The 21787-nt window shown below is 67.2% G+C and carries 19 protein-coding genes; 14 read left to right on the forward strand and 5 right to left on the reverse strand.

What is annotated here, in order from left to right; translation table 11 throughout:
• Positions 1 to 3: 3 nt before the first annotated feature.
• Genes AC3A6P_RS19340 through AC3A6P_RS19365 form a run of 6 tightly spaced genes read left to right on the forward strand, consistent with a single transcriptional unit; the run spans position 4 to position 7918 of the window.
• Entirely contained in the window at positions 4 to 1281 is a 1278-nt protein-coding gene (locus AC3A6P_RS19340; RefSeq protein WP_487693307.1) for an MCE family protein, read from the forward strand.
• Complete coding sequence (locus AC3A6P_RS19345) at positions 1278 to 2303, forward strand: MCE family protein (protein ID WP_487693308.1); 1026 nt, start codon at positions 1278 to 1280, stop codon at positions 2301 to 2303. The genes AC3A6P_RS19340 and AC3A6P_RS19345 overlap by 4 nt, the downstream gene beginning before the upstream one ends.
• Entirely contained in the window at positions 2303 to 3379 is a 1077-nt protein-coding gene (locus AC3A6P_RS19350; RefSeq protein WP_487693310.1) for an MCE family protein, read from the forward strand. The genes AC3A6P_RS19345 and AC3A6P_RS19350 overlap by 1 nt, the downstream gene beginning before the upstream one ends.
• Positions 3379 to 4794, forward strand: a complete 1416-nt coding sequence (locus tag AC3A6P_RS19355) for an MCE family protein (protein ID WP_487693312.1) — start codon at positions 3379 to 3381, stop codon at positions 4792 to 4794. Before AC3A6P_RS19350 ends, AC3A6P_RS19355 begins: the two co-directional genes overlap by 1 nt.
• Entirely contained in the window at positions 4791 to 6128 is a 1338-nt protein-coding gene (locus tag AC3A6P_RS19360) for an MCE family protein (protein ID WP_487693313.1), read from the forward strand. The genes AC3A6P_RS19355 and AC3A6P_RS19360 overlap by 4 nt, the downstream gene beginning before the upstream one ends.
• Positions 6128 to 7918, forward strand: a complete 1791-nt coding sequence (locus tag AC3A6P_RS19365) for an MCE family protein (protein WP_487693314.1) — start codon at positions 6128 to 6130, stop codon at positions 7916 to 7918. The genes AC3A6P_RS19360 and AC3A6P_RS19365 overlap by 1 nt, the downstream gene beginning before the upstream one ends.
• A gap of 51 nt (positions 7919 to 7969) precedes the next feature.
• Here the strand turns inward: AC3A6P_RS19365 and AC3A6P_RS19370 are convergent, their stop codons facing one another.
• Together AC3A6P_RS19370 and AC3A6P_RS19375 are read right to left on the reverse strand one after the other, a co-directional pair.
• Entirely contained in the window at positions 7970 to 8479 is a 510-nt protein-coding gene (locus tag AC3A6P_RS19370) for an Rv2253/PknI dimerization domain-containing protein (protein WP_487693316.1), read from the reverse strand.
• Between the two features lie 85 nt (positions 8480 to 8564).
• Positions 8565 to 9257: a hypothetical protein gene (locus AC3A6P_RS19375; protein ID WP_487693318.1), complete on the reverse strand. Its 693-nt coding sequence runs from the start codon at positions 9255 to 9257 to the stop codon at positions 8565 to 8567.
• A 187-nt stretch (positions 9258 to 9444) separates the two neighbouring features.
• Between AC3A6P_RS19375 and AC3A6P_RS19380 the strand changes: the two genes are divergently transcribed.
• Positions 9445 to 9828, forward strand: a complete 384-nt coding sequence (locus tag AC3A6P_RS19380) for a hypothetical protein (RefSeq protein WP_487693496.1) — start codon at positions 9445 to 9447, stop codon at positions 9826 to 9828.
• A gap of 4 nt (positions 9829 to 9832) precedes the next feature.
• Here the strand turns inward: AC3A6P_RS19380 and AC3A6P_RS19385 are convergent, their stop codons facing one another.
• Positions 9833 to 10258, reverse strand: coding sequence for a hypothetical protein (locus AC3A6P_RS19385; RefSeq protein ID WP_487693319.1), 426 nt, complete (start codon positions 10256 to 10258; stop codon positions 9833 to 9835).
• 100 nt (positions 10259 to 10358) lie between these two features.
• Here AC3A6P_RS19385 and AC3A6P_RS19390 point away from each other — a divergent pair, with 100 nt between their 5' ends.
• Positions 10359 to 11903 carry an AMP-binding protein gene (locus tag AC3A6P_RS19390; RefSeq protein ID WP_487693320.1) on the forward strand — a complete coding sequence of 515 codons (1545 nt, stop codon included), beginning with the start codon at positions 10359 to 10361 and terminating at the stop codon, positions 11901 to 11903.
• The gene (locus AC3A6P_RS19395; RefSeq protein WP_487693321.1) at positions 11900 to 12877 is read left to right on the forward strand and encodes an NAD-dependent epimerase/dehydratase family protein; all 978 of its coding nucleotides are present in this window, start codon (positions 11900 to 11902) and stop codon (positions 12875 to 12877) included. The genes AC3A6P_RS19390 and AC3A6P_RS19395 overlap by 4 nt, the downstream gene beginning before the upstream one ends.
• Here the strand turns inward: AC3A6P_RS19395 and AC3A6P_RS19400 are convergent.
• Positions 12874 to 14487: an FAD-dependent oxidoreductase gene (locus AC3A6P_RS19400; protein WP_487693322.1), complete on the reverse strand. Its 1614-nt coding sequence runs from the start codon at positions 14485 to 14487 to the stop codon at positions 12874 to 12876. The two genes, AC3A6P_RS19395 and AC3A6P_RS19400, sit on opposite strands and share 4 nt — an antisense overlap.
• Positions 14488 to 14499: 12 nt before the next feature.
• Positions 14500 to 15228, reverse strand: coding sequence for an IclR family transcriptional regulator (locus AC3A6P_RS19405; protein ID WP_487693323.1), 729 nt, complete (start codon positions 15226 to 15228; stop codon positions 14500 to 14502).
• 103 nt (positions 15229 to 15331) lie between these two features.
• Here AC3A6P_RS19405 and AC3A6P_RS19410 point away from each other — a divergent pair, with 103 nt between their 5' ends.
• Genes AC3A6P_RS19410 through AC3A6P_RS19430 form a run of 5 tightly spaced genes read left to right on the forward strand, consistent with a single transcriptional unit; the run spans position 15332 to position 21782 of the window.
• Complete coding sequence (locus tag AC3A6P_RS19410) at positions 15332 to 16198, forward strand: alpha/beta fold hydrolase (protein ID WP_487693324.1); 867 nt, start codon at positions 15332 to 15334, stop codon at positions 16196 to 16198.
• Complete coding sequence (locus tag AC3A6P_RS19415; protein ID WP_487693325.1) at positions 16195 to 17868, forward strand: bifunctional 3-(3-hydroxy-phenyl)propionate/3-hydroxycinnamic acid hydroxylase; 1674 nt, start codon at positions 16195 to 16197, stop codon at positions 17866 to 17868. The genes AC3A6P_RS19410 and AC3A6P_RS19415 overlap by 4 nt, the downstream gene beginning before the upstream one ends.
• Entirely contained in the window at positions 17825 to 18742 is a 918-nt protein-coding gene (locus AC3A6P_RS19420) for a 3-carboxyethylcatechol 2,3-dioxygenase (protein ID WP_487693326.1), read from the forward strand. Before AC3A6P_RS19415 ends, AC3A6P_RS19420 begins: the two co-directional genes overlap by 44 nt.
• Positions 18739 to 20475 carry an FAD-binding protein gene (locus AC3A6P_RS19425; protein ID WP_487693328.1) on the forward strand — a complete coding sequence of 579 codons (1737 nt, stop codon included), beginning with the start codon at positions 18739 to 18741 and terminating at the stop codon, positions 20473 to 20475. The genes AC3A6P_RS19420 and AC3A6P_RS19425 overlap by 4 nt, the downstream gene beginning before the upstream one ends.
• Positions 20472 to 21782, forward strand: a complete 1311-nt coding sequence (locus AC3A6P_RS19430) for an LLM class flavin-dependent oxidoreductase (protein WP_487693329.1) — start codon at positions 20472 to 20474, stop codon at positions 21780 to 21782. Before AC3A6P_RS19425 ends, AC3A6P_RS19430 begins: the two co-directional genes overlap by 4 nt.
• Positions 21783 to 21787: the final 5 nt, after the last annotated feature.

The raw sequence follows: 21787 nt of genomic DNA on the forward strand, positions 1-21787 counted from the left end.
AACATGGCACACAATCTCGGCCCGGGCCCCATGCACCGCTCGGAGACCACCACGGCCGCGAGCCCGGTGGCTGCACGATCGGGTGGCAGCTTCGGGTCGTCGAGCAAGGCGCGACCCATCGCCGGACTGGTGACCGTGCTGGTGATCCTCGCCGTCGTCGTGGTGGCGATCGGCCTGTTCAACGGCAGCTTCACCAAATCGGTTCCGGTGACCGTGCTCTCGCCACGGGCCGGTCTGGTGATGAACGCCGACGCCAAGGTCAAGATGCGCGGCGTGCAGGTCGGGACCGTCCGCTCGATCGCCTACCAACCCGACGGTATGGCCGCCCTGCACCTCGACATGGATCCCGGTCAGCTGCACCTCATCCCGGCCAACGTGCAGGTGGACGTCGCGTCCTCGACGGTGTTCGGTGCCAAGTTCGTCAACCTGGTCCCGCCGGATGACCCCTCGCCACAGACGATGCACGCCGGCCAGGTGTTCGAGGGCCAGCACGTCACCGTCGAGATCAACACGGTGTTCCAACAGCTCACCCGGGTGCTCAACAGGATCGACCCGGTGAAGCTCAACGAGACCCTGGGTGCGATGTCGGAGGCGTTCGCCGGCCGCGGCGAGCGATTCGGCAACTCGCTCACCGAGTTCGAGGCCCTGCTGGAGAAGCTGGAGCCCAGTTTGCCGAACCTGAGCCGCGATATCGAACTGACCGCCCCGGTGGCCACCGCCTACGCCGACGCCGGACCCGACTTGGTGCGCACCGTCGACAACGCCACCCGCATCAGTGACAGCATCGTCGACGAGCAGCAGAATCTGGATGCCTTCCTGGTCAGCATGATCGGCCTGGCCGACATGGGCAACGACGTGGTGGGCACCAATCAACCCGCCCTGTCGGAGCTGCTGCGTCTGCTGGTGCCCACCACCGTCACCCTCTCCGAATACGCTCCGGCGCTCAACTGTGCACTCGCCGGCATGGCGGTGCTGTCCCGGCAGCCACCGGCGCCGGATCCGGGTGTGGCCGTCAACGTCGCCTTCACCCTCGGTATCGAGCGCTACCGCTACCCGTCGAGCCTGCCCAAGGTGGCGGCCTCGGGTGGTCCGCAGTGCATGCAGCTGCCGCGTGTGCCGTTCGGCCAGCGGGCGCCCTACCTGGTGACCGATACCGGAGCCAACCCGTGGCAGTACGGCAACCAGGGCATCCTGCTGAACTCCGACGGCCTCAAGCAGTTGTTGTTCGGTCCGTTGGACGGCCCGCCCCGCAACACCGCACAGATCGGACAACCGGGATGACGGGCTCGACTCGCACCATCGTCAAGTTCGGTGTGTTCGCGGCAGTCATGTTGCTGCTCACCGGGTTTCTGTTCGCCACATTCGGCGAGTACCGCGGCGGTTCGTCCTCGGGTTACTCAGCGGTCTTCGACGACGCGTCCCGGCTGGAGTCGGGCGACTCGGTGCGAGTCGCCGGAGTCCGGGTGGGAACGGTCGAATCGGTGTCGCTGCGTGACGACCGGAAGGTCCTGGTCGAATTCGACGCAGACCGCAGCATCGTGCTCACCACCGGCACCAAGGCCGCGGTCCGCTACCTGAATCTGGTGGGGGACCGGTATCTCGAGCTGATCGACGGTCCCGGTTCCACCCGCGTCATGCCGTCGGGTTCGCAGATCCCGGAGGACCGCACCCAGTCGGCGCTGGACCTCGACCTGCTGCTGGGCGGGTTGCGGCCGGTCATCCGAGGCCTCAACCCCCAGGACGTGAACGCGCTGACGGCGTCACTGATCCAGATCCTGCAGGGCCAGGGGGGCACGCTGGACTCGCTGTTGAGCAAGACCTCCTCGTTCTCCACCACATTGGCCGACAACAACCAGGTGGTCGAGCAGCTGATCGACAACCTCAACACCGTGGTCAAGACCTTGTCCCAGGACGGCGACAAGTTCTCCGGCACGGTCGACAAACTGGAACAGCTGATCGCCGGACTCTCCGAGGACCGCGACCCGATCGGTGCGGCCATCACCTCGCTGGACAACGGAACCTCGTCCATCGCAAGCCTTCTCACCGCGGCGCGGCCACCGCTGAACGCCACCGTCGACCGGCTCAACGTGCTGGCTCCGCTGCTCGACGACGGCAAGGCCAATCTGGACGCCGCGCTGCAGAAGGGCCCCGACAACTACCGCAAACTGCGGCGGCTGGGGGCCTACGGCAGCTGGATCATGTACTACATCTGCGGCCTGTCCTTCCGAGTCACCGATCTGCAAGGCCGGACCGCGGTGTTCCCGTGGATCAAACAAGAAAGCGGGAGGTGCGCGGAGCCGTAATGTTGAAATACCGCGAATCCAACCTCGTCAAAGCCGGTTTCATCGGCGTGGTGCTGATGGTCCTGGTCATCGCTGTCGGTCTGCAACCCGAGCGGTTGCTGCAATGGGCGACCTCGATCCGCCATCAGGCGCTGTTCACCGAAGCCGGTGGCATCACCGTCGGCAACGACGTCACCGTCTCGGGTATCAAAGTGGGCTCGGTGTCTGACATCTCGCTGAGCAACGGTGATGCTCTGGTGTCGTTCACCGTGCAGGGCAAGTACCCCCTGGGGTCCCTGACCACCGCCCACATCCGCACCGGCTCCCTGCTCGGCGAGCGGGTGCTCACGCTGGAATCCGACGGCAGCGGCTCCCTGGACGGCGTGATCCCGACGTCGCGTACGTCCTCGCCGTATTCACTGACTGACGCGGTCAGCGAGCTCACCTCCAACACGGCCGGCACCGACACGGTGTCGTTGAACCAGTCGCTGGACACGCTGTCGGCCACCATCGACCAGCTGGCCCCGCAGCTGGGTCCGACGTTCGACGGGTTGAGCCGGTTGTCGCAGTCGATCAACAGCCGCAACGAGAATCTGGCCAGTCTGCTCAAGAGCGCGGCCGACGTCACCGACGTCCTGTCCCAGCGCAGCGATCAACTCAACACCTTGATCCTGAACGCCAATGACCTGCTGGGGGTGCTCAACGACCGGCGGCAGGCCATCGTCGACCTGCTCGCGAACACCGCCGCGGTCGCCGATCAGCTGACCGGCCTGGTGGCGGACAACGAGGCCGAACTGGCACCCACCCTGGAGCGGTTGAACTCGGTGACGGCAATGCTGGAGCGCAACCGCGACAACATCGGCAAGATCCTGCCGGGTGTCGCGAAATTCCAAGTGACACAAGGCGAGACGCTGGCCAACGGGCCGTACTACAACGCCTACGTGCCCAACCTGCAGCCGGCGCAGTTGCTGCAGCCGTTCTTCGACTACGCGCTCGGCTTCCGGCGTGGTGTCAACGCCGGTCAGCCACCCGACAATGCGGGTCCGCGCGCTGAGCTGCCGCTGCCCTACAACGGCATCCCGGGAGGTTCACGCTGATGAGCAGACGAGTGGCCCTCTGGCTGGCGGTCGCGGTCGCGGCCGCCCTGGTGGTGGGCGGAGCGTTCGTGGCCCGGCAGCTGTTCTTCGCCCCGAAGACCATCAGCGCCCTGTTCACCTCCGCCACCGGCATCTACCCGGGGGATGAGGTACGTGTCTCCGGCGTGAAGGTCGGAACCATCGAATCCATTGCCCCGGAAGGGGAACAGATCCGGGTGACGCTCAGGGTCGACCCCGATGTTCCGATCCCCGCGGACGCCAAAGCGGTCATCGTGGCGCAGAACCTGGTGGCGGCCCGCTACGTGCAGCTGGCTCCGGCCTACCGGGACAGCGGTCCCACCATGTCCGACGACTCGGTGATCCCACTCGACCGCACCGCCATTCCCATCGAATGGGATGAGGTCAAAGAGCAGTTGATGAGGCTGTCGACCGAGCTGGGTCCGCAGAACGGGGTGGACGGCACGTCGGTGTCGCGGTTCATCGACAGCGCCGCCAGCGCGATGGACGGCAACGGCGACAAACTGCGCCAGACCATCTCGCAGCTGTCCGGGGTGGCGCGCATCCTCGCCGACGGCAGCGGCAACATCGTCGACATCATCAAGAACCTGCAGACATTCGTCACTGCCCTGCGTGACAGCAATCAGCAGGTCGTGGCGTTCCAGAACCGGTTGGCCACCCTGACCAGCGTGGTCGACGGCAGCCGCTCCGATCTGGATGCGGCGCTGAACAATCTGTCGGTGTCCATCGTCGAGGTGCAGCGATTCGTCGCGGGTAGCCGCAACCAGACTTCGGAGCAGATCGAGCGCCTCAACAACGTCGTGCAGAATCTCGTCGACCACAAGATGGATCTGGAGAACGTCCTGCACGTCGCACCCAACGCGTTCGCCAACGGTTACAACATCTACAACCCGGATGCCGGCAGCGCGGTCGGTCAGTTCGTCCTCAACAACTTCACCAATCCGGTCGAGTTCATCTGCGGGGCAATCGGAGCCGTCGAGAACACCACCGCCCCGGAGACGGCGAAGCTGTGTGCCGACTACCTGGGCCCGGCGTTGCGGCTGCTGAATTTCAACTACCTGCCGCTGCCCATCCAGCCGTACCTGATGCCGTCGGCCAGCCCGGAGAACATCATCTACTCCGAACCCGACCTGGCGCCCACCGACGGACCGCCACCGGCGCCCCCGGCGGAGCCACCGCCACCGATCTCGGCCTACCAAGGAGTGGCACCCGGTCCGGCTCCCTACACCGGTCGCGCGCCCGGCGAGTTACCGCCCGGTGCACAGCAACTGCTGCCGGGTGCCCCGGCCGGTCCGCCGCCGAACGTGCCGCCCAGCGTCTACAACCTGCTGGCGCCCGCCGGCCCGCCGCCGGGACCTCCGTTGGCCGCCGAGATGCCCGCAGGAGGTACACCATGACGAGGCGCTGGAAACGAATGGTTACCGCCGGTGCGTGTGCCGCGGTGTTCACCAGTGGTTGCGCTTTCCAGGGCGTCAACTCGTTGCCGTTGCCCGGCGCTGTCGGACGCGGCGCCGAAGCCAGCGTCTACCACGTTCAGATCGCCAATGTGGCTCAGCTGGAGCCCAATTCGCCGGTGATGATCAACGATGTCATCGTCGGCAGCGTGCGGAAGATGACCGTCGAGAACTGGCATGCCGATGTCGAGTTCTCGGTGCAGCCCGACGTCGTGGTCCCGGCCAACGTCGTGGCCAGCGTCGGGCAGACCAGCCTTCTGGGGTCGATGCACCTGGCGCTGAACCCGCCGATCGGGGAGCAACCCGAGGGGAAACTGCAACCGGGCGCGACCATCGCGTTGAACGCGACCTCGACCTATCCGACCACCGAACAGACGCTCTCGTCGCTGGCGGCGGTGGTCAACGGCGGCGGGCTGGGCCAGATCGGCGACGTCATCCACAACTTCAGTGCGGCGCTGGCCGGCCGGGAGACCGACGTGCGCGACCTCATCACGCGCCTGGACACTTTCGTGGGCACGTTGGACGCCCAGCGTGACAACATCGTCGCGTCCATCGAGTCACTCAACCGGTTGTCGGCGACCTTCGCCGGGCAGCGTGACACGATCACCCAGGCGCTGGAACGCATTCCGCCGGCCATCGACGTACTCATCGCCGAACGGCCCCGGCTGACCACCGCACTGCAGAAGCTCGGGACGTTCAGCGACACCGCCACGCGGCTGGCCAACGAGTCCCAGGACGACCTGGTGGCGAACCTGAAGAATCTCGAGCCGGTGATCAAGGCGTTGTCCGACCTCGGCCCCGACCTCGCGCCGGTGCTGGGATACGCGCCCACCTTCCCGTACACGCAGAGCTTCATGGATCGCGGTATCCGCGGTGACTACTACAACCTGTTCGCCTCGGTGGACTTCACCATTCCGCGGCTCAAGCGGTCACTGTTTCTGGGGACCCGTTGGGAAAAGGAAGGCGCGCAGCTGGTTCCGGCGCCGGGGGACCCGTACTACCTCAACTACACCTATGACCCGCTCAAGACCGGTGTCACCCCGCCGCCACCGGATGCGTTCCCGCCGGACACCGCCGCTCCGCCGGCGGCACCGCCGCCGCCGATTCCGGCCAACGTGGGCCCGATCCTGCCCGTGACACCGCCGCCGGCGATGACCATGCCGGGCGCTCCGGTACCGGCGCCGGTGGCCGATGCCGGTGGGTCCGCACCCATCTTCGCCGGTCCCTACGGCACACCGCCGCCTGCTCCCGTCCCGCCGACCCCCGGGGGTGGCTGATGCTCACACGCTTTGTCAGAACTCAGTTGATCCTGTTCACCATCGCCTCGATCGTCGGTGTCGCCGTCATGGTGTTCGCCTACATCCAGGCGCCGACGCTGTTGGGGATCGGCCGGATCACCGTGAAGGTCGAGCTGCCGGCCTCGGGTGGGTTGTACCGCTTCAGCAACGTGACCTACCGCGGCGTCCAGATCGGCAAGGTGACGGCCGTGACGCTGACGGACAAGGGCGCCGAGGCCACGCTGTCGCTGGACACCTCGCCGCGGATCCCGGCCGACCTGCACGCCGAGGTGCGTAGCATCTCAGCGGTCGGCGAACAGTACGTGGATCTGTTGCCGCGCACCGATTCCGGCCCCTATCTGGAGAACGGTTCGGTGGTCGCGATGGCCGACACCGCGGTTCCGCAGCCCGTCGGGCCGATGCTGGACCAGGTGAGCCAACTGGTCGACAGCATCCCCGAAGGCCGGCTCAGCGATCTGCTCGACGAGACCTACAACGCGTTCAACGGCGCCGGTTACGACTTCGGCTCGCTGCTGGATTCGGCGTCCACCATCACCACCGACGCCAACAATGTCTCCGACCAGATGCGGGCGTTGATCGACGATTCCGGGCCGTTCCTGGATGCCCAGGCTCAGACCGTCGACTCCACCAGGACGTGGGCGGCCAGCCTGGCAGGGATCACCGGTCAGGTGTCCGACAACGACCAGCAGTTCCGCGACATCCTGGCCAACGGACCGGCTTTCGCGCAGGAGACCTCCAAACTGCTCGACCAGGTGAAGCCGACATTGCCGGTGTTCCTGGCGAACCTGACCACCATCGGACAGATCGCGGTGACCTACAACCCGTCGATCGAGCAGCTGCTGGTACTGCTGCCGCCGTATGTGGCCCAGGTGCAGACCTACGCGCCGATCAACAACCCGACGGGTATGCCCAACGGTGAGTTCTCACTGGGCCTCGGCGACCCGGCCGCCTGCACGGTCGGCTTCCTGCCGCCGTCGGCGTGGCGGTCACCGTCGGACACCAGCATCATCGACACCCCGGACGACATCTATTGCAAGCTGCCCCAGGATTCGCCGATCGCGGTGCGCGGGGCGCGCAACTATCCGTGTATGGGCCACCCGGGCAAGCGGGCGCCGACGGTCGAATTGTGCAACAGCCCCGAGGGATTCAAGCCGTTGGCGCAACGCCAGCATGCGCTGGGCCCGTACCCGATCGACCCGAACCTGATCGCACAGGGCATTCCGCCGGATGACCGGGTGAATCCGGACGCCAATATCTACGGGCCGCTGCAGGGGTCCCCCTTGCCGCCGGGAGTCGATGTCCGGCCTCCGATGCCGCCACCGCTGCCCGCGCCGCCGCCGAACTTCGCCGGCACCGGGCCGGGCCCGCTGCTGCCGGGACAACCGCTGTACAACACGCCTCCGGTGCCACCACCGCCGTACGATCCGAGGTCGCATCTGGATCCCGCCGTCGTGCCGGCGCCGCCGGCGGAGCTGCCCCGCGCCACCGAGGTTCCGATTCCGCCCGGGGCCAGCCCGGCCGATGTGCCGCTGCCGCCGACGGCGGTCCCCGCGCCACCGCCCGCACCGGCACCTCAGGGTCCGTTGCCGGGTCCGGCGCCGATGGCCGCCCCGGCCGCGTTCGATGCCGGATCGGACGGCCCGTCGTTGGCCATCAAGCAGTACAACCCGCGCACGGGGGAGTACCTGGGAACCGACGGAAAGCTCTATGCGCAAACGGATCTGACCGGGAAAACCGCCAGGTCGTGGCAGGACCTGATGCCCACCTAGGGATTTGGGCGCGCTGGTAACCGCTCCGCGGTTACCAGCGCGCCGAAATCGCTAGATCTTCTTCATGTAGAAGGGCATGCGGACCGCCGGCCACTGGTTGCGGCCGCAGGAGCCGCTGGGCCCGGTGGTCTGGTCCTCGCCGGTGTACTCGTCAGAATTCGGGTCCACCAGACCCGTCTCGCCCACGGGGTAGATCCGGTATACCTGCAGGCCCTCGACCGGGGCGCCGTCGGCGCAGAACTTCCAGTTCGGCACAACACGTTTGATGTACCAGACGCCGTTGGTGGTGTAGATGGGAGCGCTCCAGCCGGCGTCACTGTTGACGGTGCCCGCGCAGTCCACGGGTGTGGTGCAGACGGTGGTGATGGTCCAGGTGCTCCGCACCACGGGCTCGTCCTGATAACGCTCGTTGACCTTGGCCCAGTCGCCGTTGGACGAGGTGGCGAAGGTCCCGTTGATACCCCACTCTTTCGCGCCGGCCGGGGCGGCCGCGCCGATACTCAGCACCCCCGCCATGACTGTGGCCGCCGCGATCGCCGTCGTCCGCGTCGTGGCTGACATGGGCATGCTCCTCTACCAGCGAAATCAACGTTCTCGAATCGGGAGAATAGCATTTCACCGGCACGCGCCACGGTGCATCGGCGAACTACAGGAAGTCCACCTGGGACATCTTGAGCGCACCACTGTCTCTGGCCAACGTGACCGCCACCCGGAACTGCTGCGGATCCTGGCGGGGGTCGGTGGCGTTGCTGGCCTTCGACTGCGCCGCCACCAGCACCACGGCGGCGTCATCGCTGACCGACTCGACGGCCACCCCGTTGACGGTGACCTCGGTGACGACCTTGGACTCCTCCAGGGCTTTGATCAGGAACTCGGACTCGGACTGGAAGTCGTCCCTGAACTTGCCGGTGGCGCTGTCGAGTACCCGCTGCACATCGCCCTGGGCATTGGTGAAGTCCAGGGACATGATGTTGACGACGCCCTGGCGTGCGACGGCGGCCGCTTCGGCTTCACTCTGTCGAAGCTGTTCTGCGCCATGCCCTTTCCAGGCCATGAAGCCGCTGAGTCCCAGGAGGGCGAACAACACGACGACGGCCGCGCCGACGGCGACGAGCCGGCGCGCGGACCGCCGGCCGGTGGGGTTTGCCTCGTCGATGTGCGCCGGTTCGGCTTCGGGGGCGGGCGTGGACTCGGTTTGCGCGTGCACCTGGCGGCGCAGGTGGTCGGCGCGCGCTCGGGCCGCTTTGGCCCGCGCTTCGGCCAGCGCGGCCTCCGCCTCCGCCTCGGCTTCCTCGGCCAGGGTGAGCGCATCGCGGTCGTCGGGGGAGTCCGTCGTCATGGCGACCTCCTCGGGTGGCTGCATTCTCCCGGAAACCGCCGCCACCTCCGATTGGGGAGAAGGGCGTTTCCGCTTCTCATGCAGCGTACAGGGTGCGTCCTGCGGCGGAGGGTGCAGTAATCTTCTCGGAAACAGAGAGTTTCGTTTCCCGGTGTGCGAAGGTAGAGCGGTGCGTGTGTCCCAGCGTATGACTTCGATGGCTGCTGCCCCCCTGATGGTGGCCGGAATGATGACCGGGATGCTGCCGGGGCCGGTGGCGGCCGCCGCGCCGCAAACCTGCAATGACGCGTTCTGCACCCCTGGGATCACTCCGAACGTGGTGCTCGGTTCGTACTGCGCCAACACGACGTACTTCGTGTACGGCACCACCTCATGGGGCCGGTTGGTGTTCTGCGGGTCGCCACGCCGGTACGAACCGCGGTGGTTCCGCTCCCCGCCGATGCACGGCATCAAAGACGAGAACAGCCCGTGCGACGGCTATCTCAACGATGTCGCCCAGGCGCCCGACGGCATGTTCCTGAGCTGCGTGCCACTCAACGGCGCCAGCCTGTGGCGCCGCGGCGACGCCTGAGGCCCTACCAGTTGCGGATCGAGCACAGCGCGCCTTTGGGGCCGCTGTCGGTCTTGACCACCACACCGTCGACCTCGAGGGTGCAGTTGAAACCTGGTGTGGGGAAACCGAACGTCTCGCCGCTCTGCACCACCACCATCGCCCACATGCTCGGGTCGGCCAGCATGGCATCGTGGACCCAGGGTTGGTTCGGGCCGATGTCCACCCGCGCCCTGGGGCTGTACACGTACGGGTCGTGGCTGTAGTCGGCGAACACCGCGGGTTCGCGATCCCGGTAGTAGATATCGGCGAAGAACGGTTCGTTGGCCGTCACGGTGTAGCGGACGTGATGCAGTGGTGGTTCGGCGGTGGCTGGTGCCACGGTCAGGCCGCACACCGTCAGCAGCGCAGCACTCGAGGCGGCGACGACCCCGCCACGCGGAAACATCATTTCCATATCTTAGAACGCCACTTCCGTTCACGGTTCGGAACGGTCACACTGGCAGTACGGGTGCCCGTGCCCGGCCGCTGACGGAGGTGCCAGGAGACCGATGCGCAACATCCCCGACGACCTCGTCGAACGCTACGAGCGGGAGGGCTGGTGGACGTCGGACACGTTGGGCGATCTCCTGGCGCGTGGTCTGGCGGCAACACCCGGTGCCGAGTTCCGCGTGCATTCGGCGGTGCGTCCCTATGACGGGACGTTCGCCGATGTGGAACTGATGGCGCGCCGGCTCGCGGCCGGCCTGCGGTCCCGTGGCGTCGGCGCGGGGGACGTGGTGGCCATGCAGCTGCCCAACTGGGTGGAGGCCGCCGCGACGTTCTGGGCGTCAGCGCTGCTGGGTGCGGTGGTGGTGCCGATCGTGCACTTCTACGGCCGCAAAGAACTGACCCACATCGTCGGTGACTGCCGCCCCCGCGTTTTCGTCACCGCGGAAAGCTTCGGGCGCATGACATTCGATCGCGAGGTTGTTGCCGGAGTGCCTGTGGTCGGTGTGGTGGGGCGCGATTTCGAGGAGCTGCTGGCCGACGAACCGATGGCCGGTGTCGTGCCGGTGCATCCCGGCCGCCCGGCACTGATCGCCTACACCTCCGGAACCACCAGTGCGCCAAAAGGAGTGGTGCACAGTCACCGGAGCCTGGTGCACGAGACGCATCAGCTGGTGGCGCAGAGCAGCCACGACCGGGGCAAGCAGCTCACCGCCACCCCGGTCGGTCATTTCATCGGAATGGTGGGTGCGTTCCTGATCCCCGTCATCGGTGGCAAGGCGATCAACCTGGCCGACGTATGGGACCCGGCCCTGGCGCTGGCGCTGATGAAAAGCGACGGCCTGGCGGTCGGTGGAGGGCCGCCGTATTTCGTGACCAGCTTGCTCGACCACCCCGATTTCACCCGCGAGCATCTCGACGGGGTTCGGTCGGTGGGCCTGGGCGGCTCCACCGTCCCGGTGGCCGTCACCCGGCGCCTGGCCGACCTCGGCATCAACGTCTACCGCTCCTACGGCAGCACCGAGCATCCGTCGATCACGGGCTCGCGGTTCGATGCTCCCGAGGACAAGCGGCTCTACACCGACGGCGCACCTCTGAGCGGCGTCGAGGTGAAACTGGCCGACGATGGCGAGATCCTCTCCCGCGGACCCGATCTGTGCCTGGGCTACACCGATGCGGCGCTGACTGCCGGGGCGTTCGACGCCGACGGCTGGTATCACACCGGGGATGTGGGCGTGCTGGACGAGGACGGCTACCTGACGATCACCGACCGCAAGTCCGATGTGATCATCCGCGGCGGTGAGAACATCAGTGCGGTCGAGGTGGAAGAAGCGCTGTTGGCCATGCCGGGGGTGGCCGAGGCGGTGGTGGTGGCAGCGCCCGACGCCCGCCTGGGCGAGCATGCCGCCGCGGTGTTGCGGATGCAGCCCGGTTGTGAGCTGCCGTGCCTGGACGACGTGCGCGCCCACTTCAGCACCCTCGGGATGGCCAGGCAGAAGTGGCCCGAGGAGCTGCGCGCGGTGGATGAGTTCCCCCGCACCGCCAGCGGCAAGGTGCAGAAATTCAAGGTGCGCAGCGCGATTCGCGAGAAGGCCGGCACGGTGTGACGTCTCTGGTGATCGGTGCCAGTGGGTTCCTCGGTTCCCACGTCACGCGGCAACTGGTGCGGGCCGGTCGCGACGTGCGGATCATGGTGCGCCGGACCAGCGTGACGCGCGGAGTCGACGACCTCGACGTGCAACGCTGCCTTGGGGACATCTTCGATGACACCGCCCTGCGCGCGGCGATGACGGGATGCGATGTCGTCTACTACTGCGTGGTCGACGCCCGCATGTGGTTACGCGATCCGGCGCCGTTGTTCCGCACCAACGTCGAGGGCTTGCGCCACGTGCTGGACGCCGCCGTGGACGTCGGTGTGCCGAAGTTCGTGTTCACCAGCACCACCGGAACATTGGCGGTCAACGAGCTTCGGCCGGTCACCGAGACCGATGCCCACAACTGGACCGGCGGTGGCCCCTACATCGATGCGCGGGTGGCCGCCGAAGAGCTGGTGATGCGTTACGTGCGCGAGCACGATCTGCCGGCGGTGGCGATGTGCGTCTCGACGACGTACGGACCCGGGGACTGGGCGCCCACCCCGCATGGCGGCGCACTGATGCGGGTCGCCGCGGGGACCATGCCGTTCAACATGGGTTTCTCGATGGAGGTCGTCGGTATCGAGGACGCCGCCCGGGCCATGCTGCTGGCCGCCGAGCACGGCCGCCCCGGCCAGCGTTACATCATCTCCGACAGCTATCTGAGCACCCGCGAGATCCACCAGATCGCCGCTCGCGCAGTGGGAGTACGGCCACCGAGGATCGACATTCCGCTGCCGGTGCTGTACGCCGGCGCGCGGGTCAACGATCTGGCGTCGGTTCTGTTACGCCGTGATCTGCCGTTCGCCACGGCCGGGGTGCGGATGGCCGATCAGATGTCGCGCCTGGACCACGGCAAGGCCGAGCGCGAGCTGGGCTGGACACCCGAGCCGGTGCAGGACTCCATCGCCCGGGCCGCGCGGTTCTTCGTCCACGTCCGGCGTTAGGACACCGAGGTTCCGCTGCCGGCGTGGTGCCCGGCGCGAAAGCCGAACACCATCGCCGGCCCGATGGTCCCGCCTGCGCCGCCGTAGGCGCGCCCGGTCACCCCGGCCATGGCATTGCCCGCGGCGTACAGGCCGGGGATCGGCGCGCCCGACACATGCAGCACCCGGCCATCGCGGTCCGTGCGCGGGCCGCCTTTGGTGCCCATGGCGCCCACGGTGACCGGCACCGCGTAGTAGGGTGCGGTGTCCAGCGGACCAAGGGTCTTGCCCGCGGTCGTCGTCGCCTGGTCATCACCCCAATATCCGTCGTAAGCGCTTGCCCCGCGGCCGAAGTCGGGATCCACGCCGTCGGCGACGTGCTGGTTCCACGCGGCCAGCGTCACCGCCAGCCCGGCTGCGTCGATACCGGTCTTGTCGCCCAGCTCCTCGAGATCGGCGGACTTGCAGAACCAGCCGGGAACCTCGTCGCCCGGGTCGACGCCCAGGAACCCGTACTTCTTCAGGTGGAGGTCGTCGAAGACGATCCAGGCCGGGTCGTTGACGTAACCGCCGCGCGGATCGAGGTAGTGGAACGCGCCGGCCATCGAGTTGTAGTCACACGCCTCGTTGACGAATCTCTTGCCGGCACGGTTGACGATGATGCTGCGTGGTCGGGTGCGTTCCAGCCGGACGCTGCGGCTGCGTTGTTTACCGAGATGGGTGTCCCCGGGAATCGACACCACCGGAACCCACCATGCCTCACCCATGTTCGCCAGGTCAGCACCGTGCGCCATCGCCATCCGCAGTGCGTCCCCGGTGTTGTACGGCGGTGACACCGGCCCGTGCATGGGACCGCGCAGGAATGCGTCGACCAGGCGCGGATCCCACTCGAAACCACCGTTGGCCAGGATGACGCCGCGCCGGGCTCGTACGGTGCTGCCGTCGCCGAACCGGACACCGGTGATGGTGCCGTCCTCGGCCAGCAGCGCCGCGGCCTGAGTCCCGGTCTTCGGCGAAATGCCGCGATCCAACAGGCCTTTGAGTAGTCCGGCGATCAAGGCGGCGCCGGCCACGACAGTGTTGTCCGGGTCCCCTGTGCTCCCCAAGTCCGCATGCAGCCGCGCCCGCGTCTCCGCATCCAGGCCGACATTGCTGAAATCGGCGGGGAACGAGGTGATCCGGTCACGCCATTGGCCCAGTCGGGCCAGGTCATACGGCTTGGGTCCCAGCGAGCGGCCGCCGCCGGGGCGCCCACCGGGGAGTTCCGGCTTGTAATCAGGGAATCCGGTGGCGATCTCGAGCCGTACCTCGCTGTGGGCCTCGACGAAGTCGATCATCGCCTGGCCGGTGCGCACGAATGTCTCGACCAGGGTCTCGTCCATGGCGCCGAAGCTCTGCGCGCGCAGGTAGTCCAGCGCGGCCTCGACGGTCAGGTCCTGATCGGGGGCGCGATGGTGCGCCGGGATCCAGGCGATACCACCTGAGACGGCGGTGGTGCCACCGACGGTGGGCGCCTTCTCGTAGAGCCGGATGTCGGCTCCGGTGGCGGCCGCACTCAGGGCGGCGGTCAAACCGGCGGCCCCGGTCCCGAGCACCACCACGTCGGTCTCGTCATTCCATTCTGTGGGCACTGGAACGTCCTTTCACGCCAGGATGTCGGACAGTCGAGCGGCGGCGCGCACCACCGCATCCTTGCCGCGCTTCACCACGTCCTCGCGGTGTGAGATCAGGTTGATGCAGGTGGGCGGCGACGGTGGCAGTCGGTGCACCGGAACCGCGAGTCCGTAGGTATTGGGTTCGACTTCGCCGTGGGTGAGCACCCAGCCCTGCTCCCGGGTGAGTGTCACAAGATCGCGCTCATCGGGGCGCGGAGGCATGCTCGCCAGCAGCGCGATACCGGCGGCGCCCCGGTCGAGGGGATACCGACTGCCTTCGTGGAATGACAGTTGATAGGCGACGTGGGTGGGCACGATCACCGCGATGGCCACCTGTTGGTCCCCCTCGGCGACCAGCAGGGAGACCGTGGTGCTCAAATCGTCTGCCAGCGCCCGCAAGTGGGGCAGGCACGCCTGGCGCAGACCGTTGTCGAAAGATGCGCCCAGCACGGCCAGTCCCGACGCGGAACGGTAGCGGCCGTCTTCGGCTTTGGCGACGAACCGGAACTGCGCCAGCGTCGACAGCAGTCGGTAGGCGATGGTGCGGTGCACCCCGATGTGATCGGCCACCTGCGCGACGGTGAGACCGCCGGGCGCGGCGGCCACCGCCTGCAATGCGGTCAGTCCGCGGGCCAGGGTCTGTGACCCGGGCATACCGGGGCCGGAGACTGCCGGACCCACGGCATCCCCACCGGGAGCTCCCTTGACAGACGTCATCCTGAGAGTGATGCTCTATAGATAGTGCACATTGATGTGCGATTTTAGCACACAATGTTGGCAAGAAAAGAGAATGGCATATTCGCAGGCAGAGGGGCCTAGGGTGGCGGAGTTCGAAAGCATCTGGAGTGATCTGCAGGGTGTTTCCTTCTCCCAGGGCTACCTGGATGCCGCCGGGGTGCGGACCCGCTACCTGCACGCGGGCGATCCCGCCTTGCCCGCACTGGTGTTGCTGCACGGATCCGGCGGGCACGCCGAGGCGTACGTGCGCAATCTGGAGTCGCACGCCGAGCACTTCTCCACCTGGTCCATCGACATGCTCGGCCACGGCTACACCGCCAAACCGGGACACCCGCTGGAAGTCGCGCACTACGTCGACCATCTGCTCGCCGTCTTCGACGCCATCGGGGCGGACACGGTGTATCTGTCGGGGGAGTCGCTCGGCGGCTGGGTCGCGGCCCGGACCGCGGCCGATCACCCCGACCGGATCGAGCGGTTGGTACTCAACACCGCAGGCGGCTCGCAAGCCGATCCCGTGGTGATGCAACGGATCATCACCTTGTCCATGGCCGCTGTCGAGGACCCGGCCTGGGAGACCGTCCAAGCGCGCATCAAGTGGCTGATGGCCGACAAGACAAAGGATTACGACGATATCGTGGCCAGCAGGCAACGGATCTACCGGCAGCCCGGCTTCGTCGCCGCCATGCGCGACATCATGGCGTTGCAGGATCCCGAGATCCGGGCCCGTAACATCCTGGGTGCCGAGGTCTACGGCAAGATCACCGCGCCCACGCTGGTGTTGTGGACCAGTGACGACCCCACCGCCGATGTCAGCGAGGGGCAGCGCATCGCGTCGATGATTCCGGGCGCACGGTTCGAGGTGATGCCGGACTGTGGGCACTGGCCGCAGTACGAAGACCCCAAGACCTTCGACAGACTGCACCTGGACTTCTTGCTGGGGCGCGCGTGAGCACCGATACCGATGTCCTGATCGTCGGCGCGGGGCCGGTGGGTCTGACGCTGGCGAACACCCTTGGCCAGCAGGGTGTTCGCACACTGATCGCCGAAGAACGCGCCACGCTGATCGACTACCCGCGCGGCGTCGGCCTGGATGACGAATCGCTGCGGACGTTTCAGTCCATCGGGCTGGTCGACGCGGTGCTCCCGCACACGGTGCCCAACCAGATCCTGCGCTTCTTCGATGCACACCGGCGTCTGCTGGTCGAAATGGCGCCGCCGGACGCACGGTTCGGCTGGCCCAAGCGCAACGGTTTCGTCCAACCGCTGGTCGATGCCGAACTGCTCAAGGGGCTGGACCGATTTCAGCACGTCGAGGTGCTGTGGGGCCGGCAGATGACGGCGGTCACGCAGGACGCCGACGGGGTGAGTGTCGACCTCGGTGACGGGACGACGGTGCGGGCGCGTTACGTGGTGGGCTGCGACGGCGGGCGCAGCGCCACCCGGCGCGCCATGGGCGTGACCTTCGACGGCACCACCTCGGCCACCCGCTGGGTGGTCGTCGACCTCGCCAACGACCCGTTGGGGCATCCCAACAGCGAGGTCGGCGCCGACCCGGACCGGCCGTATGTCTCCATCTCCATCGCGCACGGAATCCGCCGGTTCGAGTTCATGATCCACGCCCACGAGACCGACGAGCAGGCCGAGGACCCGGCCTTCGTCGCGCAGTTGTTGGCACCGCTGGTGCCCTACCCGGACAAGGTCGATGTGATCCGGCGCCGTGTCTACACCCATCACTCCCGGATCGCCAGCGCCTTCCGGGACCGGCGTCTGCTGATCGCCGGCGATGCCGCTCACCTGATGCCGGTGTGGCAGGGCCAGGGTTACAACAGCGGGATCCGCGACGCGGCCAACCTCGGATGGAAGCTGGCGGCAGTGGTCAACGGCGCCGCCGGTGACGCCCTGCTGGACACCTATGACACCGAACGACGCAAACACGCCCGGGCGATGATCGACCTGTCCACCATGGTCGGGCGGGTGATCTCGCCGACCAACCGGCGTGTTGCGACTCTGCGCGACAAGCTGATTCGCGGCGCCTCCATCGTCCCGTCACTCAAGCGGTACGTGCTGGAGATGCGGTTCAAGCCGATGCCCCGCTATGAGCAGGGCGCGGTGGTGCACGCGGAGTCGCCGCCGCCGCCGACGTCCATGGTCGGCACCCTGTTCATCCAGCCGCGGGTGGACACCCGCACCCAGGCCGGCGTTCTGCTCGACGACGTTCTGGGCCACGGATTCGCGGTGCTGTGCTGGAGCAACAACCCCCGCCAGTTCCTCGGAGACGACGCGTTCGCGGCGTGGAAGGCGTTGGGCGCCAGCTTCGTCGTGGCCCGGCCGATGTCTCAGCTGCACTGGCCGGGGAATGACGACCCCGATGTCACGGTGGTCGGTGACCGGACCGGCGCCCTCAAAGGCTGGTTCGATGCGCACACCGATTCGGTGCTGTTCCTGCGGCCGGACCGGTGCATCGCCGCCTCGTGTGTTGCCCAACTCGCCGCCGAACGCAGTTCGGCGATCTTCGGCGCACTCGCGCTGCACCCAGGAGGAGGTGACGCCGACAATGCCGATCGCTCTGTGCTGTATGTCCCACAGCCCGCTGCTGAATCTTCCGGGACCGTCAGCTGAACTGCTGGGCGACATCGACGCCCAGCTCGGTGAAACCCGGGCATTCGTCGCTGATTTCGATCCCGAGCTGGTGGTCGTCTTCGCACCCGATCACTACAACGGCTTCTTCTACAAGCTGATGCCGCCGTTCTGCATCGGCACCGCCGCCTCCGGCGTCGGGGACTACGGATCCCATCTCGGTGCACTCGACGTGCCGGCCGAAATCGCCACGGCGTGCGCTGCGGCGGTACTCGACGCCGGTGTCGATGTGGCGATCTCGGCGAGCATGGAGGTGGATCACGGCGCGGTACAGCCGTTGCAGACACTGTTCGGCGACGCCACGGCGGTCCCCGTGATCCCGGTGTTCCTCAACTCGGTGGCCACCCCGCTGGGCCCGTTGTCGCGGGCGCGAGCGCTCGGTACGGCCGTGGGGCAGTTCCTGTCGACGCGCACCGAGCGGGTGCTGGTGGTGGGGTCCGGCGGGCTGTCCCACGATCCGCCGGTGCCGACGTTGGCCACCGCGCCGCCCGCGGCGCTGGACCGGATCGTGCACGGAGCGCCGATGAGCACCGAGGCGCGACAGGCCCGCCAGTCGGCGGTGATGGCGGCCGCCCATGATTTCGCCCACGGAGAAAGCCCCTTGCGACCCTTGAACCCTGACTTCGACCGCGCCTTCCTCGAACTCCTCGACACCGGGCGCCTCGCCGAGACAGACAGCTGGACCAACACCTGGATTGCCTCCGAAGCCGGGAACTCAGCGCACGAGATCCGCACCTGGGTAACGGCGTTCGCGGCACTGTCCGCGGCAGGACCCTATCGCACGGTGCAGCGCTACTACCGCCCCGCACCTGAACTGATCGCCGGGTTCGCGATCCGGACGGCGGTGGCGGCATGAACTCCCAGTACAGCGTCGATGTGCTGATCATCGGCTCCGGCGGTGGAGGCATGACGGCGGCGCTGGCGGCCGACGCCGCCGGACTGGACACCCTGGTGGTGGAGAAGGCGTCGTACTTCGGCGGATCCACGGCCCTGTCCGGCGGCGGCATCTGGGTGCCCGGGGCGCCGGCGCAACGCCGTGGCGGCTACTCACCTGACCCCGATGCGGTGGTCGGTTATCTACGCAGGATCACCGGTGGACTGGTCACCGAAGAACGGCTGCGGGCCTACGTCGAGAAGGCCCCGGAGATGATGGAGTTCCTCGAAAAGCTCAGTCCCTGGTTCGAATTCGTGTGGAAGCCCGGTTACGCCGACTACTATCCCGAGCTGCCCGGCGGATCCGAGCGGGGCAGCACCATCAACGTGCCCGCCATCGACCTGCGCAAGCTCGGTGACCTCGAGAACGAACTACTGCAACCCCTGGCCCTGGCGCCCCGCGGAATCTGGTTCGCGCCGAAAGACCTTCGGCTGTTCTACCAGGTGCGGCAGAACTGGCGCGGTAAGGCCGTGCTGGTGAAACTGATCTGGCGGATGCTGCGGGCCCGGGTGTTCGGTGACCGGATGGCGGCCATCGGTCAGTCACTGGCCGCCAGGATGCGGTTGGCGATGAAGGACAAGCGCATTCCGCTGTGGCTCGACTCGCCGATGACCGAACTCATCACCGACGCCGACGGCCGCGTCACCGGCGCCGTCGTCGAACGTGACGGGGCACCGCAGCGCATCGAGGCGCGGCGCGGGGTCATCATCGCCAGCGGCGGCTTCGACCACGACATGGCGTGGCGGCGCGAACACCTCCCGGTGCTGGACAAGGACTGGAGTTTCGGCAACCCGGCCAACCTCGGCGACGGTATCCGCGCCGGGGAGAAGGTCGGCGGGGCGCTCGATCTGCTCGACGAAGCGTGGTGGTTCCCGGCGATCTGCTGGCCGGACGGCCGGCTGCAGTTCATGCTCAACGAACGGATGATGCCGTCGCAGTTCGTCGTGAACGGCGCCGGGAAACGGTTCGTCAACGAAGCCGCCCCGTACATGGACTTCGCGCATGCCATGCTCAACGGCCAGGACACCGGTATCAGCCACATCCCGTGCTGGCTGATCACCGATCAGCGGTCCTTCCACTCCTACGTGGTGGCCGGTCACCTGCCCATTCCGAAGGTGCCGTTCGCGCCGGTGCCCACGGGTCGCAAGGTGCCCGCGGCATGGCTGGAGTCCGGTGTGGTCAAGTCGGCGGCCACCTTCGAGGAACTGGCGGTCAAGATCGGGGTGCCGCCGGCGCAGTTGCGTTCCACCGCAGCACGGTTCAACGAACTGGCCCGCCAGGGCCACGACGACGATTTCAACCGCGGGGACAGCGTCTACGACAACTACTACGGTGACCCGACGCTGCCGAACCCCAACCTGCATCCGCTGACCACACCGCCGTACTACGCCTTCCAGATCATCCTCGGCGATCTGGGCACCTCGGGCGGATTGCGCACCGATGAGTTCGCCCGCGTGCTGCGGCCAGACGACACCGTGATCGAGGGGCTGTACGCCATCGGCAACGCGTCGGCCGCCGTGATGGGCCGTAGTTACGCCGGTGCCGGTGCCACCATCGGCCCCGCCATGACATTCGGTTACATCGCCGCACAACACATCTCGCGCTCCACCAGCCGACCAGACATCGCCAGTGATCCCATCGGAGGTAAAGCATGAAGATCTCGCTGTTCTACGAGTTCCCGCTGCCGCGGCCATGGTCCGACGACGACGAGCACCAGCTCTTCCAGCACGGTCTCGATGAGGTCGAAGCCGCCGACAAGGCCGGGTTCTCCACGGTGTGGCTCACCGAGCACCACTTCCTCGAGGAGTACTGCCACTCGACCGCCCCCGAGATGTTCCTGGCCGCCGCCAGCCAGCGCACCAAGGACATCCGCCTCGGCTTCGGTGTCATGCACCTGCCGCCGTCGATCAACCACCCGGCGCGGATCGCCGAACGCGTCGCCACGCTGGATCACCTGTCGAACGGCCGCGTCGAATTCGGTACCGGCGAAGGCTCATCCGTCGCCGAGCTCGGCGGCTTCAACATCGACCCGGCCGACAAGCGGGCGCAGTGGGAAGAAGCGCTCGAGGTGGTGATCCGGTCGATGGTCGAGGCGCCGTTCAGCGGATTCAAGGGCGAGCACATCGAGATGCCGGCCCGCAACGTCATTCCCAAGCCGTTGCAGAAGCCGCACCCGCCGGTGTGGGTGGCGTGTACCCGGCCGTCCTCGGTCCAGATGGCTGCCCAGAAAGCCATCGGCGCACTGAGTTTCGCCTACACCGGGCCGGAAGCGCTCAAGGAGCGGGTGGACGGCTACTACAAAGAGTTCGAAGAAAAGGGCACGCCCGTCACACCCGCCATCAATCCGAACCTGCTGGCCATCGGTGGTGACCTGTCGATGATGGTCGCCAAATCCGACGAGGAAGCGCTCAAGCGGCTCGGCATCGGCGGCGGCTTCTTCTCGTTCGGGATCATGCACTACTACATGACCGGTATGCACACTCCCGGCCGCACCGGTGTGTGGGAGCTTTACGAGGAAGCGGTCAAAGAGGATCCGACACTGGCCTACGGTCCGGGCCGTGGCGCCATCGGCTCACCCGACACCGTGCGTGAGTTCCTCCGGGGCTATGAGGCCAGCGGCGTCGACGAGATCATCCTGCTGCTGAACCCGCGCAGCCACGAAGGCACCATGGAGTCCATCGAGATCATGGGCAAGGAGATCCTGCCCGAGTTCATCGAACGTGATGCCGCCGCCGTGGCGGACAAGGCCAAGCGCCTCGAACCCGTCATCGAGAAGGTCGAGGGCCGCCGCCAGGCCTCGGATGCGCCCCTGTTCGACGAGACCTACTCGTTCGGCGGTCTGCCCACCGGCCGCGGTGGCAAGTTCACCGCGGGGGAGATCCCCGAGGCCATGGCCGAGATCAACGAAGGTCGCGTCAAAGCAGCGCAGGCTGAGAAGGAAGCCCGCGAGAAGGCGGGTTAGCCGAC

It is taken from the genome of Mycobacterium sp. Soil_C_30 (assembly GCF_057656995.1).